The following is a 16,927-nucleotide window of genomic DNA, read 5'->3' as shown; positions in this document are numbered from 1 at the left end:
TGAATCACCTAAAGGTAAGTTGTTGTTTGATCTTGTCTTTTAAAGCCTTTGCGGCTTTGAAAGCCGGTTTTTTGCTGGCCGGAACAGCAACTTCTTCACCGGTTTGAAGATTGCGAGCTTTGCGTGCGGAAGTATCCTTGGATTCAAAGCACCCGAAACCGGGAATATTTACTTTTTCTCCATTGGCGATGGTTTCTGCAATCATTTCGAATACGATCGGCACAAGTCTTTTAGCTGCTTTTTGCTCTACACCCGTATGCTCCGCCACAGCTTTAATCAATTCTGTTTTGTTCATTTTTTCCCCTCCTTCTAAGTCATTTTGGGGAACACTTCATCTAAACCGCATGGGTTTAAAATTTTTGTTCCCCTTAGAGACGCTTAAACATTTTTGCTTCTTCTCGATAAAGCTTGATTTTCCGGCCTTTTTATAAGCCTATCCCAAAGAACTGGCTTGAAAAGTTTTTGAAATATGCTGATTTTTCAACGTAAAATGAGTGAGATCTAAATCGTTACACTTTTTCTTGTTCTGTGCTTTTTTACTCTTAAACGGAGTTGTTCTTGTTCATTTTTTTCTGCGCAATCTTCACAATACTTCGTGCGGTTAGACTTCATTTCGATTCTTTTACCGCATGTTTCACATAAGGTATGTTTGCCGGCATACTTGTTTTTTAAATTCTTTTTGAGGTTTTCTAGCATTATGTCGCCAAAACATTCCCATAAGGTAGTTTTATAGCTGCTGTTTTTATATTTATATAAATATTCAATGAGCATGTCGGCTACATACGTTTCATCATATCCATCAGATAGGAGCTGATTTCTAATGGATGAATAAATATATCTATAGTTGCTTTTGGATTCATCATCATGATTCAGCATATAATGACTTTTCAAATCAAGACTTTTATACCTATCGATGATCTCTTGATTTAAATGAACAGAAAGAGTGGGGCTGCTCATTAATATTTTATAGTCGAAGTTTCCCAGATTAGCTGCTTTAAAATTGAGTCTAGGATTGGGAATGATGTTATTAAGTCTGTTTACTACGCTTTCATTCGCTTCATTGACTTGATTTACATCTTTTCCTTTGGCAAAGATAAAGAAATAAGGAACTTTTGATTTCGTATATTGAGTTATTATTTGCTTTTTATCATTTGGCCGTTGTACTTTATATAGCGTTTTAGCGTAATCAATTGTAAAGTTATTTTCCATACATAACCATTTGATGACATCTAAGCTTACCGCATCGCTATTCCAGATTTTTGTGATATCATTGCTGATCGTACCGATATTTCCCCCTGTGTACGCCGTGATCAAACCGCTGTAGACCGTTCGCTGGCTGATCGGTTCCGCTTCGGCTTTGGCCATATTGTAAAAAAGAGGGACGATATCCTTCATATTGCGTTCGGCCACATCCACGAGTTTTGGCTCTGAGCAGACCAGGCTTTTATCCCCATCATTATCAAACATCAATAACTTGCTAATCGGATCATGGCAGCTTGTATAGATTCCTTTACTAATAAACCAGCGGCTTTTCTCTTTGTCTATCTTATTTACTCTTATAGCATGTTCACGATATAGATGGGGGCTGCGCAGGCAATCGAGCTTAACTCCATCGTCAAACAATTTGCAGAATACTTCGTTGTTTTCCAATAAACCTGTGGGAGATTTATCATTTAAAAAAGTATATTGGCAAAACGCATATAAATCGGGGCATAGAAAAGCATACTTGCCTTCAATATCAACTTTTCCCGACTTTGCTTCCTTCACCAAACTTTTTTTGACTTGTTTTAAAATTTCTTTACTATAGGTGTCATTAAGCAGCTCCGGATAAATCTCCAAAGCTTGCTGGTAGTAATTTTTATGCATATTAGAGGCTGTCACTCCAAGTATGCGTAACATGGTATGGCGATCCTGGCCAATGTTCATGATGTTTTTTATAGAATTTCGGCTAATATGTGCAAGCTCTTCATGGGTCATATCGGTTAGAGTTTGAAGCATTTGGTAATTTAATTTCGAGTTATGAACGATGTCTTCCTCCTCGTTGCATTTTCCCGCTTGACAGCCGTACTCAACGAAATTCTGTTTATATTCGTCCCAGGAAGAATAGTATTTCCACATTTTAAACTGGCTTTTTGTAAAAATGATTTCAATACGGTCTTTTAAAATGTCGTATTCTTTCCCATAGATGTCTTTGACGACGACCTTTTTTAGCTCGGCCTTTTTGCTGTTTTCCCTAATAAATTTATCGAAAGGGAAGGGCACTAGCAATCCTTTGATCCAGGGAAGCCGAACCATCATGCTTTTTTTGCTTTTTTTGGGTAGAATCATTCCGCAGCCGTCCGTATGTGTGATCGGAACATCCATCGTTTTTCTTTCGATTTCGTAATTTTTTTCATTGATAAAATCAACAACACAGTTCACTTTTGTTTCCATATCATCGACCACGATCGTTCTGTTTATATCAAAATCGTCCCAAGGATCGGTCGCGCTGTTGCATAGGGCAAGGTAGGCCAAATATTTATTAATATTTACGCCGCCGTTCTTGTTAATCTTCTCGGTTGAAAGACCGCACATTAACGAATCACGATGCTTTTCGAAAACTTTTTCTTTTATAAAAACCGTTTTTTTCGTTCTAATTTGTCCTGCGCTAGCTGTAAAACAAATATACTTTTCCCCGCGAAACATAAAACCATCTAGAATTAAATCTTCAAGGATGCGAAAAAAATAAGTTTGAACATAAATAATATCTTCCGACAAAGTGTCTGGAGGTATTTGCAAGGTTCTTGTTAAAACGGAATCAAAAATGGAAATAATGTTTCTTTCATTGGCCGCATGAGATCTTAATGTTCTTATATCACCATTTCGTTCAAACTCATCACCTAATAATTTTTTGAACTTTTTTATGCGTTGATTTACATTTTCAAAATAGGTGTCCAATCTTTGTTGGTAAACGTTATCCAATGATTTTTTAGCTTTGAGTTTTTTTAATTGGTTTCTATAAATATAATGCTTGTTAAGCTGACTATGCATTTTATATTCAAGATCATTATAAAAACAGCTTGTGTCTACACTATATATATGTACTTGCTTATCTAAACTAATTTTGTTCATCCCCTTTATTTAGCGGTAGGGACATGGATGCATGTCCCTTGATATTAGTCAATTTCATGTTCACTCAGTACTTTATCCCATATAATGGACACATCGCTTGCCGTAAGAGGATAAGAAGCTGAAGATTTCCAAGTAAAAATATCGCCATGTATTGCAGAGACGGTTTTTTCATTGAGAATTTTTGAAACATAGTCCAGAGCCTTTTTCCTTGAAGTAGATTTAGTAGGGAAACATACCGGAATGGTAATATGTCCGCATACATAATATTTCTCGTTAAGCCCCATTTGATGCGCCATTGTATGATCATCTCCGTTTATTAAGTATAACCGCTTATTACCGATATGGTAATAATAACATGGAAATTATTCTTATGCAAACAAATGTTCCCATTCCTAATCATAGACTATTTTAAGGAAATTGTTATATTTTCTTTTTATTTGGCCTATGCTATACTTGCTTAGAAGAAAATTAAGGATATATTTTTAAGGGAGATGAAAGTCCTTGGTAGAATTTAATAGCCATGTTTATGAAATTCTTTCCGATGTGCTAGCTGATGTGTCTAAACATAGAGATCAACAACGGGATATTGAAGATTATTTAGTTGAACATCATAAAATGATTCGCGGCACCTTTATTGAACTCGTCACTCAACCTGAGAAACTTGAGCAAATACATGAGGATGTAATTCCGGTATTCGTCAATGCCATTTATGAAATCACCAAGGACGAAAGACTGTTTCTACCTAACTTATTCTCTCAGAAAAGTATAAAAAATTTAAAGTTGTTCAAGTTTGAAGAACCGGAACAAATAAAGCTCCCTTATGTCATCTCAAGTGTAATTCGAGTAACCAGCGAAGATTTTTTAACGGCCATGTCGTATAAAGATCTCGCGAATCTATGGAACCATAAAATTTTGACTTATAATTTTCAAACTCAACGGTTATCTAAGAAGAAAATCAACTCTAAAGGTGCCATTGTCGAAAAAGCCGATATAAAAACCAAAAGTGTCAAAAGCATAAAAAAATTGATGCTTGAAGGTAAATATAATCCTTCAACTTTGCTGCTTAATGTTTTAGTGGACGGGAAGAGCGGCGTTAGCTTCGAAGATGGAGAACTAACGATCCAGGAAGGATCGACCGTAAATATCATTGACGGAATGCATCGCTTGATGGCCATTGTGGAAATCATCGAGGAAAACCCCGATTTTGAAGGCTATATGAATATAGATATTAAGCATTATCCCATTGAAAAGGCGCAAAAATTGCTTGCTATTACCAATACAGTGAATCGGTTTGATAAAACACTTGTAAAATATTATGGCAGCGAAGAGTACGGCCAAGAAATTGCCAAGTATCTCATGACATTACCGGTTTTAAAAAATCGAATAGAGATTAAAACCGCCTTAAGCAAAGGGATCACGATCACCAATTTTGCCATATTGTCCGAGGGAATTCAGTCCATCTTTAATCCTGAGACGACCAAGGACAAATATGACATTCAAGACGTGCTTAAACGTTTCTACGAATATTTGATCCCTTCATATGAAGAGGTTCTTGTGAAAGAACGCACTAGAAATCTTGAGGTATCATGGCTCAGTCACCATAATATGCATGTCGGCTTTATTGTGATTGCCAAAAAGCTCTATGACAAATACGGAAAGGAATTTCCGGTCGATAAAATTGTTGAAGTCATTGATGGAATCGACTTTGATAAACAAACCTCCGCTCTCACTGAAATCATGGGGGGACAGGGGAAGACCAATTCCAATAAGGTAAAACAACAAATTAAAGATTATATTAACGACGAGGTCGATCGGATTTTGAAATAAAAGCCAAAAGGGGTGATTCAGGATGAATATTATTCATGAGAACAAACTATTTAACGAAAAAGTTAAACGTGAATACATGGCTGCACATAAAAAAGGGACCCAGGACATTCTGGAGCGATTATTTAAGATTGCCTATCAATTCGAATCGGATTTAAATAAAGATATATTTGACTTCACACGGGAAGAGTTGAGAAAATTATTTTTTACATTTTTACCAACCACGGAAAGCGCATCGAAATCAGCAGTCTTGTATATTAATAGATATATAGACTGGGCTATTGATGAGGGTTATGCTCAAGGTATGAATCCTTTAGACGGAACTGACGCGGAGTGGAAAAAGCAATTTGCCATTAAACCGGATCATGTTTTTATCAGGGATGAAGATATAAAGAAAATGCTTGAGAAAATTGTTAATGCTCAAGTAGCGGTTGTTTTTTACGCCCCTTTTATTGGCATTAAAGGGGAAGGAAACGCAGAAATCGTTAATTTAAAGAAACAAGATGTTGATTTTGATCACCTTACCGCTACGTTGACCGATAGTAATGGAAGCCAAAGAATAATAAAAATCGACAAGACCTTTGGCGATCTCTGCCAAAAAGCAATCAAGGAGTTTGAGTTCGTTAAAGCCAACGGCGAACCAGATAAAGAGGTCAAATCAAAATATGCTAATTTAATCGATAATGAATATATTGTCAGGTCCGTGGATACTAGGGTAAAACACAAAGAGGAAGCGGACAAAAATGTAGTTTATAGAAGACTGAAAACGATAAAAAAGTACTTTAGTGAAACCGGAATTACTCCCAAAACAGTAGCTTATTCCGGTATGTTGGCTATAGCCAAAGATTTTTACTTAAAAAATAAACTTAATGATAGTTACAAAGAGATTATTCAGCAATTTAATATTACCGAGGCTACCCTAAATCGTTATAAAGAAACTTTCTTAAATGTTGAACAAATTAAGAAAATGTATAAATTGTCCTAGGGAATTCCTCTAGGCTTTTGTTTTCTTGACTTATGAAAATAAAAATTGCTATATTTGAGCTGAAGGAAAGGAGTAAAAAATGTCTAAATTCATTAAATATGAAACGTTGTTGAAATTTCAAGGAGATGATTTTGAAGTATATGAATCCAGCGATATGATTAATGGGCGACAATACCATTTATCTATTGAAGGGTACATAGGAGTAAAAAAATTAAGTGACCTGATTGATTTGTACAAAGATTTTTCAAACCTGTTTTATAACTTTCTTAAAGATAAAAATTATCCGGAAGAAGAAATAAAGCAATGGAACACGATATATAGCTCGAGAGATATTCAGATCTGCTTTGAAGGGAATTGCTATTGGGTATTTTTAAAAGAATATAAATCCTCTTATATCTGGAATTTATATTTATACTTACAAGATGTTATTGCTCAGCTAGAGGATGTTAATAAAAAAATAAAACATGCCAATATTTAAATGTAAAAAATACAAAAGGAGAATGAATATGAGAAAGTATCAAAGAACATATACAAAATTCAAGCTTCCTGAAGGAAACGTAGTTATACTTTGCTGGAGAAATGAAAAGGAATTGATGAGATATATGAAGAAGTTCCCCGAATACATACTAGTAGATAAAAGCAATACACGATTTGAAAACTACACTTTGTGATGAGGGAGGGGACGATTTATTTCTGGTATATCGCCCCCCATTTTTGCTTATTTTCCCTGATTCGCCGCCTCATCCTTCACTTCTTCGCGCATCCCTTCAATGGCGTTCAGCCGTCTTTCGTTTTTCTCCTCGATGTGCTGTTTCTCTCCACCGGAGATTTCGTCGGCATGCTCGCTTAGATAGTCCTGCCCTTCACGGAAATTTTCGATCGTATCTTGAATGCTGTCCTGCAGTTTCTCCACGTTATCGGAACGATCATCTGGTTTGGCCACGTTAAATTCCTCCTGAAATGTAATGATTTTAGTTGGGGATTTCGTGGTTAAGGTTGCCTTTTTCGGCGCGATTTATTCATTTTTAGCGGGTGTGCTGATGATTTTTCGATATTCCAATGGAGTCATACCGGTTGATTTTTTGAATTGCTTGCAAAAGTAAGACGTATCGGAAAAACCAACGGAAGCCGCAATCCAGTTCACCGTTTTATCACGGTCCGAGAGCAGTTGCTTGGCTTTGTTTATACGAATCGACAACAACAATTGCAAAGGGCTCATCCCGTATTTATGTTTTACGCAGCGAATAATATGGGCGGGATGGAAGGCGTATTGCTCGGCCAACTCGTTCAAAGTAAAATTCTGCCCATAGTTTAAAGTAAACAGATCGTAAATTTCGGCCGCAACGTCTTTTTCAACAGTACGTTCATTAGAGTCGCAAAAAATGGTCAGTATTTTAAGAAACAGCTGTTGGTATTGAATTTGCGAAATGGTGGAAGGGTAAAACAGCTTTTCATTATGATATTTATCGATTTTGACTTGCGAAATATCGTCCATATGGCTTTTTAGGACATCGTGAAGGCTTTTATCGATCATCCCGTACTGCGGCAGTGAAATATAAAAAGTATCTTTTTTATAATACTTGTGTTTGTTCATTTTGGCGGATACATAGGAAATGGGACTTTCCGAATAAGAGTAACTGCCCGTTGTGGAAAAATGAATCCAGGAAAAGGTAGTGTCGGCCGTACACGATTTGTATCCCTTATGCAGATTGTCCGGCGGTAAAATTAGAAATTGTCCGGGCTCCACCGTATATTTTCGTCCGTTTTCCTCCAGGTAAAGCGCTCCGCTAAATACGAAAATCAAGTCAAAGGTATTGTTAAGAATACGACGTTCATGAATATCGCCTTTGCGAAAGAGTGAAATGCCTCCAACAATAAGGTGGGGCAGAGGAGGACAACTAAAATTAATATATAACATTCTAAATCCTCCATGTTCATTTTGTTTCATTAAAATAACACGGAAAACGGGAAATATCAATGGGTAAAGTCAATTCCAGTTCCTGGCGAGTTTGAGATATGAACTAGAAATGTTCATAATATTATATTTTATAAGTTAATAATGAACTATTTTTTGTTCATTTTAATCATTCAAAAAATCGGGCCAGGCTTCCATACTTAGTGTATAAACTTTCATTCCGTCGACGATGAATAAGTTTTGAAAGCGCATTATCCTAAAGCAAGCAACTTCATGAATGAGGTGACAAAAATGCTGGGAGTATTAAAAAATTACAAATTTTCGATTATTTTGCTGGCTGGCGTGTTGGTCGGCGGGATTGCCGGAACGATTCTTGGCGAACGCTCATCCGTATTGCAGCCCTTTGCGGATGTTTTTCTGAATCTGGTGTTCTGCATTATCGTGCCGCTGGTTTTTGTATCGATTGCCAGCTCGATCGCCAGTATGACGAATTTAAAAAAATTAGGAAAAATTCTCGGCATCTTTTTTATGGTGATTGTGGTTACGGGCTTAATTACTGCCGTACTGGCGCTGATCAGCGGACTCATTTTTAATCCGGCGCTGAACTCGCATGTGACTTTCGGAGAAGCGGTGCAAGCCGACAACAACTCTTTGGATTTGGTGAGATTGTTTACGGTTTCCGATTTTGTTGAGCTATTGTCTTTAAAAAATATGATGGCCTTAATCGTGTTTGCCATTTTGTTCGGGATATCCGTAAGCTCGATCGGGGAGATTGGAGAGCCTGTGGTCAAGCTGCTAAACAGCTTGTCCGCCGTGTTGAACAAAATCGTATCGATCATCATGTATTACGCGCCTGTCGGCATTGCCTGTTATTTCGCCACATTAATCGGAAAAGTAGGCAACCAGGTGGTCTGGTCCGTGGCCCGGGCTTCCATCATCTACTCCGTCTTCTGTATCTTGTTTTTCATCTTATTTTCAATTCTAGCTTCTTATTACGGCGGGGGGACCACCGGACTTAAGCGGTTCTGGAAAAATATTTGGCTGCCGCTGACGACCGCCATGGGAACCTGCAGCAGTACGGCCTGCATCCCGGTCAACCGGCTGGCCGCCAAAGATATGGGCATCCCCGATGAAATCAGCGATATCATTATTCCGCTGGGGGCAAGCGTGCATAAAAACGGGGTTGTCAGCGTTCAAATGATTAAAATCGTGTTTTTGTTCGGAATTTTAAACATAACGATGGGGCCGACGGATATGGTTACGGCGATTATCGTAGCTTTGATTAGCGGAATTATTGTCGGCACGATCCCCAGCGGAGGATTCATTGGCGAAATGTTTATCTGCACCGCTTTTGGCTTCCCCATGGAAGCGGTTCCGATTCTGGTAATTATGGGCACGATTACGGATCCGTTCTGCACGATGGTGAATGTTACGGGTGACACGGCTATAAGCATGGTCATTGCGCGGATTATCGAAGGGAAAAACTGGGTGAAAAACAAAATCGGCAACTTAACACAAGCTTGAGATTAGAGAGGATGTACGAATATGGATAGGGAAGAGGTCAAAAAACACCGGCTGGAGATCGTGAAACTTGACTGCGAGAGCATTTATATAGGCAATTTGTATACGGTGGATACCGATCTGCAGCTGCCTTCCAAGGGAAAGCATGGCTCATCCATTACCTGGGAATCGAAAGAAATTCTTTTTTTAAGTCATACTGGCAAGGTCACCAGACCCACCCATGGGGTTGGAAATAGAATCGTTCCTCTGGTGGCCACGGTTACCTTTGAAGGGGAATCCCTACAGAGAACCTTTGATGTCACCGTGCTGGAGGAAGAGTATAAAGCCGAGATCGTTGAGGTCTATCCAGTAGAGGTCCAAACGATAGCAGGAATCAAGCCGGAATTGCCGACCGTGGTTGTCGTCCGAAACGATACCGGAAGCCGGACGGTAAGCCATGTATCTTGGGAGCCGCTCGAAAGGGAAAGCTATCAAAAAACGGGTGCCTTTACGATCAAAGGCAAGCTGGGGGAAACCGGATGGCAGGCTGAAGCAAAAGTGACGGTGATGACGGATGCGGATGAAATGATCCCGCATACCCCAAAAGTATATGCTTTTGGCGGTCAAAGCGTACAGCTTGAGGCGGATACGGAGTTTGGAGCGGCGATGAACCGTTCACTGGAGTATCTGTTATCCGTGGATGATGATCAGATGTTATATAATTTTAGGGCAGCCGCTCATTTGGATGTCAAAGGCGCAAAACCGATGACGGGCTGGGACGCTCCGGAGTGCAACTTAAAGGGGCATACGACAGGGCATTATCTATCCGCTCTAGCGCTTGCCTATAGTGCGACAGGGGGGAATTCGGCCATAAAAGACAAAATGGACTATATGATTGCCGAATTGGGCCGGTGTCAAAACATCATGTCGGAGCTGCCCGGCTACCATCAGGGTTTTCTAAGCGCTTACTCGGAGGATCAGTTTAATCTGTTGGAAGAGTACTCCACCTATCCGACGATTTGGGCGCCTTATTATACCTTGCACAAAATTATGGCCGGACTGCTGGACTGCTACACCCTGGCCGGGAATAAAAACGCCCTGGTGATGTGCATTCGGTTAGGCGATTGGGTATACCGGCGGTTGAGCCAGCTCTCCAAGGAACAACGCCAGAAAATGTGGTCACTCTATATTGCCGGAGAATTCGGCGGCATGAACGAGGTTTTAACGAACCTGTACCTGATCACGCAGAACCGGAACTACCTGGCAGCCGCAAAATATTTTGATAATGAGAAATTATTTTTTCCTATGAAAGAAAATATGGACACACTCGGCGACATGCACGCCAATCAGCATATTCCGCAAATCATCGGCGCTTTGAAACTATTTGAGGCGGAAGGCGAGAAAGCCTATTATGAGGCGGCCAAAAATTTTTGGCATATGGTTACGGAAGACCACGCTTATCAAATCGGCGGCGTCGGCGAAACGGAAATGTTCAAAGAACCCGGCAAGATTGCCGCTTATTTAACGGATAAAACCGCAGAGACCTGCGCCAGCTACAATATGTTAAAGCTGACCAAAGAATTATTCTGTTTTGAACCTAAAAAGGAATACATGGACTATTATGAGAGAACCCTTTACAATCATATTTTGGCTACGGAAAACAGCAAGCGGGCGGAAGGGGGGAGCACCTATTTCCTGCCTTTAGCCCCGGGTTCTTGCAAGAAATTTGATACCCATGAAAATACCTGCTGCCATGGCACCGGTTTGGAAAACCATTTTAAATATCAGGAAAGCATTTATTTCCATGACCAGGATAACTTGTTCGTAAACCTGTATATTCCGTCCACTTTGTCATGGAAAGAGAAAGGGATCACCGTATCGCAAAAAAGAAATAGAGGAGAATTTACCGAGACGGTGCAGTTTTTTGTTGACGGCGGGGAAGAGTTAAGTATCCGCTTTAGAGTTCCCGAGTGGGCGGCGGAGCGCTCCATCACGGTAAAGATTAACGATGAAATTGTAGCAGTCCCGGGCCAGGCGGACGGATATATTCAAATTCAGAAAGTCTGGGAACACGATAAAGTAGAACTGATTTTTCCTTATTCTTTAAGATTGGTAAGTGCTCCGGACGATCCTCGAATAAAAAGCGTTTTGTACGGACCTTATGTCCTGGCGGCCATCCACGAGGAACAGGATTTTATCGCCTGGCCTTACAGTGAAGAACAATTCGTAGAGCGAATGAAAAAATCGGAAGGAGATTTGCATTTCACTCTGGACGGCACGCGGTTTGTTCCGTTGTATCAAATCCAGGATCAGCGATATCATGCTTATTTTAGGTTCGCGGAGTGAAGGAATGGCTGCGAATATGAAGGATCAATAGCAAAGTCGTGCCCGCGCATAGAACCTCTTATGCGAGGCACGGCTCTTTGTACCTGAGTGTCTCTGTATGTAATGGTTCAGCCCCTCCATTGCATCCTCTTCAGCCATGAAGTGGCCAGCAGGCTTAAAGCACATCCTATCGCGAAGCCTACCGCATAGGTAAACCGATCATCGAAGATATAGATAGTTTCCCACGCGGCATTGCCTGCCACTAAGGAAACCAGCACAACGATAATCGCCTGAACAGCCAGCTCAAACCAGCGGAATATCATAGAACTCTACTTTCGAAATTCAGGATCATATTCCTTTTCCAAACCGGTTGTCATGTTGACCACAACGATAGCGCGGTCACCCGTTGGCTCAGGAGTTGGAGTAGGTTCAGGTTCAAGGTCATCAGTATTTATCATATCAAATTCATAAATTTCAATATCTTGGCGATTGTAACGTATTGGAATTTATTGGTGTTTAAAGTTTTTTGAGCAGATTGAGTGAGCCATAGCCCAAGCTTTCCATGAACATCGGCGAATTACGATCCGGGTTTGGCGAGAGTACGAAGATGGTTGAATTGAACGGGTTTATAACGACCGTCAAACCTATCTGCGAGAGTCAAGTTGTTGATCGAAAGGGGAATGTGAGAGTGGATTAAAATCGAAAATATTATAAGCGCAAGCATTAAATAGATCCTTTATTATGAGCTGTTAGTTCTCGATGAGGAGCTATAGGATAGTGATAACAGCTAGCGGCATGATGCCAGAAAACCGGAGATTCGTACTAGTGTGCCCAACGTTGGCGGGGCTAAAAAGATTCGTTAGCGGTGATCACCCGAAACGAGCTGCAAAAGAAACAGGCTACGGTGCTCTAGACCCCCATGACCTGTTTCTTTTTGGATTCTATCGGGAAGAAGAGGTGAAATCAATGACCATGCGACCCTGGATTTTGCCTTCCTCCATCTCCTCAAAGATATGGTTGATCTCCTCGATCGGACGTTTGCTGACGATCGGCACGACTTTGCCTTCTGCAGCGAAGCGGAAAGCCTCCTTCAGGTCCTCGCGGGTTCCGACCAGGGAACCGATGACCTGAATGCCGTCCAGGACGAGACGCGGAATGTCCAGGTCCATCTTGTCCGTCGGAAGGCCTACGGCTACGACCCGTGCGCCTGCCTTGACTACGTCAATCGCCTGGTTGAACGGCTTCTTGGCCACGGCGGTAACGACAGTGGCGTCTAGGCCGGCCCCGTTTGTCAACTCCTTAGCTTTGTCGGCCGGATTTTCCTTCAGGCTGTTCACGGCATAATCCGCACCGACGCTCAGTGCCAGCTCCAGCTTCTCGTCGCTGATATCGAAAGCCACTACTTTGGCGTTGAACACGTGCTTCGCGTATTGCACGGCGAGGTTGCCCAAGCCGCCGATGCCGAAGATGCCGATCCACTGTCCGGGTTGGATGCCGCTGACCTTAACCGCCTTGTAGGTCGTCACCCCGGCGCACGTGACGCTGGTCGCGGCGGCCGGGTCGAGCTGCTCCGGCACTTTGACCGCGTAATCCGCCCTGACGATGCATTGCTCCGCCATCGCGCCGTCTACAGTATATCCCGCATTTTTGACTTCGCGGCACAGCGTTTCCCGGCCCGTCAGGCAATATTCGCAGCGCCCGCAGCTCTCGAACAGCCATGCGATGCTGACCCGGTCCCCAACGCGCAGGCTCGTGACCCCTTCGCCCAGCTCAATGACTTTGCCGATGCCTTCGTGGCCCAGCACCCGGCCTGTCACGTCGCCGAAGTCTGCGTTTTTGACATGCAGATCGGTATGGCATACCCCGCAATATTCCATTTGGACCAAGGCCTCGCCGTGCTTTAGGGGACGAAGCTGCTTGTCCTCGATGCGGACGTTTTGATCCTTCGTGACAACTGCTGCTTTCATGATCATGGAATCTCCTTTGACTAATATCGTTGAAATCACTGCTTCATGCAGAGCTATCCGATATCATTAGAATTCCGCTATGGAAATATACCTTAAGCATACTGTAGTCCCTTTGCGTAAGAGTCTGTCCTAAATAACGCGATTCACAGACATATTTACAACACGTCTTTATTGCCGGTGGAATGGCTGGTCACCACGACGGGGCCAAATCCCCCTGGGGAGTGATTTATTGGGAAAAAGATTAATTAATTTCAAAAATATCTCACGAAATGCTACGGTTAGGCATATGACATATTATAAAAACTTTTCAAAGGGGATAACAAAATGAGTATGACTTCGTCTACTATCGACAACCCTGCCTGCTGTGGTTTAGGTTGGCCACCAAATTTTATTCCATCTCCACCATTCATTCCTATTCCTCCTACTCCTGATAACTTGAGACCTTGTATAAATCATTGGGTGTATTTTTGGATAAATGATCCAGATGCACCATATAGTTCTACTTGGATGTTTGTAAGAGGTGTTAATTATTATCGAAACACAGCTGAAGGATGCGTATTATTCAGAGATCGACAAGGTAGGTACTTTTATAATTTTGTTTTTATAAATTTGTCATTATCAAACATGTACATTTGTTATCCTCCCATTCCTTAAACTATATTTTAAGACAAAAAAAAGTGCCATTCCAAAGATGATCCTACAAATTCAGTTTTTAAAATATAATGAATGTATAAATCAAAATTCTACGTTTTATTTAAACTATGTTGCTTAAGATGTTTTTTCGAGATAGAAAATAAAAAAAATAACTCACTGCCAAATAAAGTAAGCGGGTTTCTCCTTCTTGTACCCAATGTCAATCACCTTTCTGTTTTGAGCCGATTACAGGGATCCTTTTTACATACTGATTTAACAACTATTTTACTGAACACGTACCGGAAACGCTGCAACTGGAATTTACTGTGTCTCGAACCATTCGGCTTGGAGCCAAATCAGTACCATAGCTCTTTTCCGCCAAAGTTACGGAGCTGGTTATATGCTTGCCGCCGTTGTGAACGGAAGCGAACTCCACGCCAACGTGACCGCCCCGATGCCAGCACCGGTGGTATCGGGCAGTCTGGTGTCGCCGTCAATGATGACGTATGTCATAAGCCAGAAGTACTTGGACAGCCTGCCACTGTATCGGCATGCGTCAGGGCATCAAGCTGTACGCCAAACGCTGGCGAACTGGATGATCGCGGGTGCCGAACGCTGGCGAACTGGATGATCGCGGGTGCCGAACGCTGGCTGACGCCGCTGTTTGACATCAATCTGTACGATTACCAGACGGAACAAGGCTGCGAATATCCAAGCAAATTTCTCGCTGGATTCTCGGGGGATCTGCAGACCGACGGGGATAGCCTGATTCTGGAGGCGTTCTCGGATTGGCTGAAAGCGCAGCAGTCGCGTGTACTGTCCAATGGCCTGCTCGGTACGGCACTATCTCCTGCTATAAATCAGTGGGAGAAGTTAACATCTCAACTTTCGCAGCATGAAATTGGCAAATAAGCGTCGATGTAACTGGGCGAAGCGGTTATCCAGATCTGGAGTTGACATTGGATCAAAGTAAGACTTGGTCCATTGCTGAATGGAATAGTTGCAAAATGTACAGTTACTAAACCGAAAATGCTGCCACAGCTACTGTTTAGGTGTAAAACCTGCAATTACTCCGCTATCTTTCGAAGAAGAGATAAAGAGACGAGAAAATAGCTGTATGAAATGCAATTAAACAAATGATTGGGCAAATGGATGTAAAGTTAGTTGTATGATTTGCAATTAATGGTCAGAGTGGGGCCTTTGCCCGCCATCCGAGCAGCCGAAATAAATAGGCAACGGTGTTTTGCTATTTTTGTCAATGCTAAGATTTTATTCGTATACCGTCTATACAGCATCAGCGGTTAAGCCGATTTTGGTTCTGCAAAAGTTGAGTTAACATGATAAAAAATAATATATCGAATAAAGTTAAAAATGCAGGGAATCATAAACATATAAAAAACATTTTACGAAAGGAGAATAATATGCCAACAGACTTCCCTTGTAAAATTACTTCAGTCAATTACTCAGAAAACCCAGAGGATATAAATGGATGGGAGGCTAAGTGTTTTGCATTTACCACACCTTCAGGTGTAACAACTTATCTAGTATCCTTAAAGGGGCCGGATGTAGATTGGAGTGGTGGTTTTGCTGGAAAAGAAGGTAAGGAATTTCTTCCCCGTAAAACGGATGGAACCTTATTTCGTGTTACTTGGAAAGCTGAAATAAACTAGTTACAAAGACAGGTCGTACAACTAAACAAATTAATTGGAATAATTTAACCTTAACTTCTTATTCTAGTATTGGTGTTTAGTTGAAATATCGTCAATAGCTTGAACAGCTAGTTCCAGCGATTTAATTCTTCTTTCTAAGAGCGTTTTTTGGGGACTACCAGCCTTTAACTTAGCATAAGTGTTTTGAATTGATGGGAATAAGCCAATAAGAACATCGCGAGCTTCTGTTAAATCTACCTGGGTGTAATGATGAGGTTTTTGATTCCAAACGTTTTCTAACACGGATAAGCCGATGTAAGCAGCATTGAGTCGTTTCTTTACTAACGTAATATTTGCGCCGTTTTGAGTCATTTGCAACAAGGCTTTCTCGAGTTTTCTGATTGTCGATTGTAAAGATTCGATTGATTCCGTTTTATCTACATTAGATACGTTTTTCATGTTAGTTCTGTCCTTTCTTCGTTTCTGAATTTTTTGTTTCCCAATAGGCTCCTATTTACGCATCTAGTAAAAGTATACAATATTTAAGCAAGTGCTAAGGTATGTCCGTCAAATACCTTGATTTCGGAGTATCAATTCTAGAAAAAATTAGCAATGACATATAATTCAGACATGTAATTTAATTTAGAGGCGAGAGTCCTTGCATTTTTCATTTTGTGGTGGTAACATTACCGCAGAGCCTGTGACATGATTAGTTGGATTGTACATGCCATAGGACAACAACCAAATAAGCTACAATCCTTCGGGGCAGGGTGAAATTCCCTACCGACGGTGATGGCTGAAACGGATGGCGGCAATTTTCGCCGGTGGTAGTTATTCCTCCGTTTCAAGCACGAGTCCGTGACCCGCGAAGCGCCTGAACAAGCGCAAGCGGCTGAGCCGGTGAGATTCCGGGACCGACAGTATAGTCTGGATGGGAGAAGGAAAACGCGAAGAAACACGCACGTTTTAGTTATTTTCGTATTTCGGGCGTGTTTGCAACCAAAGAGTTTTTTTGTAT

Annotated in this window: 15 protein-coding genes and 1 riboswitch; of the genes, 7 read left to right on the top strand and 8 right to left on the bottom strand. The window is 41.3% G+C overall.

The features are described from left to right. Positions 1-4: 4 nt before the first annotated feature. The 3 genes from EHV15_RS28330 to EHV15_RS28320 all read right to left on the bottom strand — a co-directional run bounded on the left by EHV15_RS28330 (position 5) and on the right by EHV15_RS28320 (position 3,407). Entirely contained in the window at positions 5-295 is a 291-nt protein-coding gene (locus EHV15_RS28330) for an HU family DNA-binding protein (RefSeq protein ID WP_128634182.1), read from the bottom strand. Positions 296-501: 206 nt separating this feature from the next. Further along, positions 502-3,111 (bottom strand): RNA dependent RNA polymerase, encoded by a 2,610-nt coding sequence (locus EHV15_RS28325; RefSeq protein WP_128634181.1) that lies wholly within the window; start codon positions 3,109-3,111, stop codon positions 502-504. 44 nt (positions 3,112-3,155) lie between these two features. Next, entirely contained in the window at positions 3,156-3,407 is a 252-nt protein-coding gene (locus EHV15_RS28320; RefSeq protein WP_128634180.1) for a hypothetical protein, read from the bottom strand. A 205-nt stretch (positions 3,408-3,612) separates the two neighbouring features. Here EHV15_RS28320 and EHV15_RS28315 point away from each other — a divergent pair, with 205 nt between their 5' ends. The 3 genes from EHV15_RS28315 to EHV15_RS28305 all read left to right on the top strand — a co-directional run bounded on the left by EHV15_RS28315 (position 3,613) and on the right by EHV15_RS28305 (position 6,398). Further along, entirely contained in the window at positions 3,613-4,938 is a 1,326-nt protein-coding gene (locus tag EHV15_RS28315; protein WP_128634179.1) for a DNA sulfur modification protein DndB, read from the top strand. A 22-nt stretch (positions 4,939-4,960) separates the two neighbouring features. Beyond that, complete coding sequence (locus tag EHV15_RS28310; RefSeq protein ID WP_128634178.1) at positions 4,961-5,920, top strand: tyrosine-type recombinase/integrase; 960 nt, start codon at positions 4,961-4,963, stop codon at positions 5,918-5,920. Positions 5,921-5,999: 79 nt separating this feature from the next. Beyond that, on the top strand, positions 6,000-6,398 hold the full coding sequence (locus EHV15_RS28305) for a hypothetical protein (protein ID WP_128634177.1): 399 nt from the start codon (positions 6,000-6,002) through the stop codon (positions 6,396-6,398). Between the two features lie 240 nt (positions 6,399-6,638). Here the strand turns inward: EHV15_RS28305 and tlp are convergent, their stop codons facing one another. Together tlp and EHV15_RS28295 are read right to left on the bottom strand one after the other, a co-directional pair. Continuing rightward, on the bottom strand, positions 6,639-6,863 hold the full coding sequence (gene tlp, locus EHV15_RS28300; RefSeq protein WP_128634176.1) for a small acid-soluble spore protein Tlp: 225 nt from the start codon (positions 6,861-6,863) through the stop codon (positions 6,639-6,641). A gap of 72 nt (positions 6,864-6,935) precedes the next feature. Continuing rightward, positions 6,936-7,838, bottom strand: a complete 903-nt coding sequence (locus EHV15_RS28295; RefSeq protein WP_128634175.1) for an AraC family transcriptional regulator — start codon at positions 7,836-7,838, stop codon at positions 6,936-6,938. A gap of 288 nt (positions 7,839-8,126) precedes the next feature. Here EHV15_RS28295 and EHV15_RS28290 point away from each other — a divergent pair, with 288 nt between their 5' ends. Further along, on the top strand, positions 8,127-9,359 hold the full coding sequence (locus tag EHV15_RS28290; protein WP_246061814.1) for a dicarboxylate/amino acid:cation symporter: 1,233 nt from the start codon (positions 8,127-8,129) through the stop codon (positions 9,357-9,359). A gap of 21 nt (positions 9,360-9,380) precedes the next feature. Beyond that, positions 9,381-11,681, top strand: coding sequence for a beta-L-arabinofuranosidase domain-containing protein (locus EHV15_RS28285; RefSeq protein WP_128634174.1), 2,301 nt, complete (start codon positions 9,381-9,383; stop codon positions 11,679-11,681). Positions 11,682-12,601: 920 nt separating this feature from the next. On the opposite strand, the gene adhP is transcribed toward EHV15_RS28285, so the two are convergent. Continuing rightward, positions 12,602-13,627, bottom strand: coding sequence for an alcohol dehydrogenase AdhP (adhP, locus tag EHV15_RS28280; RefSeq protein ID WP_128634173.1), 1,026 nt, complete (start codon positions 13,625-13,627; stop codon positions 12,602-12,604). A gap of 278 nt (positions 13,628-13,905) precedes the next feature. Beyond that, positions 13,906-14,037 (bottom strand): hypothetical protein, encoded by a 132-nt coding sequence (locus EHV15_RS37955; protein WP_281281681.1) that lies wholly within the window; start codon positions 14,035-14,037, stop codon positions 13,906-13,908. Between the two features lie 850 nt (positions 14,038-14,887). On the opposite strand from EHV15_RS37955, the gene EHV15_RS28275 reads away from it, so the two are divergent. Beyond that, positions 14,888-15,172 (top strand): hypothetical protein, encoded by a 285-nt coding sequence (locus tag EHV15_RS28275; protein WP_128634172.1) that lies wholly within the window; start codon positions 14,888-14,890, stop codon positions 15,170-15,172. A gap of 425 nt (positions 15,173-15,597) precedes the next feature. Continuing rightward, positions 15,598-15,930 carry a hypothetical protein gene (locus EHV15_RS28265; protein ID WP_128634170.1) on the top strand — a complete coding sequence of 111 codons (333 nt, stop codon included), beginning with the start codon at positions 15,598-15,600 and terminating at the stop codon, positions 15,928-15,930. Positions 15,931-15,993: 63 nt separating this feature from the next. Here the strand turns inward: EHV15_RS28265 and EHV15_RS28260 are convergent, their stop codons facing one another. Beyond that, positions 15,994-16,368: a hypothetical protein gene (locus tag EHV15_RS28260; protein ID WP_128634169.1), complete on the bottom strand. Its 375-nt coding sequence runs from the start codon at positions 16,366-16,368 to the stop codon at positions 15,994-15,996. Between the two features lie 293 nt (positions 16,369-16,661). Further along, positions 16,662-16,856, top strand: a riboswitch (FMN riboswitch). Positions 16,857-16,927 lie beyond the last annotated feature (71 nt).

It is taken from the genome of Paenibacillus oralis, from assembly GCF_003863965.1.
Classification (GTDB): domain Bacteria; phylum Bacillota; class Bacilli; order Paenibacillales; family Paenibacillaceae; genus Fontibacillus; species Fontibacillus oralis.
This window is presented reverse-complemented; position numbering and strand designations above follow the sequence as displayed.

Bases quoted from the DNA above. Each gene is read 5' to 3' on its own strand.
- EHV15_RS28330 (WP_128634182.1), bottom strand. From the start codon at position 295: ATGAACAAAACAGAATTGATTAAAGCTGTGGCGGAGCATACGGGTGTA.
- EHV15_RS28325 (WP_128634181.1), bottom strand. From the start codon at position 3,111: ATGAACAAAATTAGTTTAGATAAGCAAGTACATATATATAGTGTAGAC.
- EHV15_RS28320 (WP_128634180.1), bottom strand. From the start codon at position 3,407: ATGGCGCATCAAATGGGGCTTAACGAGAAATATTATGTATGCGGACAT.
- EHV15_RS28310 (WP_128634178.1), top strand. From the start codon at position 4,961: ATGAATATTATTCATGAGAACAAACTATTTAACGAAAAAGTTAAACGT.
- EHV15_RS28305 (WP_128634177.1), top strand. From the start codon at position 6,000: ATGTCTAAATTCATTAAATATGAAACGTTGTTGAAATTTCAAGGAGAT.
- EHV15_RS28295 (WP_128634175.1), bottom strand. From the start codon at position 7,838: ATGTTATATATTAATTTTAGTTGTCCTCCTCTGCCCCACCTTATTGTT.
- EHV15_RS28290 (WP_246061814.1), top strand. From the start codon at position 8,127: ATGCTGGGAGTATTAAAAAATTACAAATTTTCGATTATTTTGCTGGCT.
- EHV15_RS28285 (WP_128634174.1), top strand. From the start codon at position 9,381: ATGGATAGGGAAGAGGTCAAAAAACACCGGCTGGAGATCGTGAAACTT.
- adhP (WP_128634173.1), bottom strand. From the start codon at position 13,627: ATGAAAGCAGCAGTTGTCACGAAGGATCAAAACGTCCGCATCGAGGAC.
- EHV15_RS37955 (WP_281281681.1), bottom strand. From the start codon at position 14,037: ATGAATGGTGGAGATGGAATAAAATTTGGTGGCCAACCTAAACCACAG.
- EHV15_RS28275 (WP_128634172.1), top strand. From the start codon at position 14,888: ATGATCGCGGGTGCCGAACGCTGGCTGACGCCGCTGTTTGACATCAAT.
- EHV15_RS28265 (WP_128634170.1), top strand. From the start codon at position 15,598: ATGATAAAAAATAATATATCGAATAAAGTTAAAAATGCAGGGAATCAT.
- EHV15_RS28260 (WP_128634169.1), bottom strand. From the start codon at position 16,368: ATGAAAAACGTATCTAATGTAGATAAAACGGAATCAATCGAATCTTTA.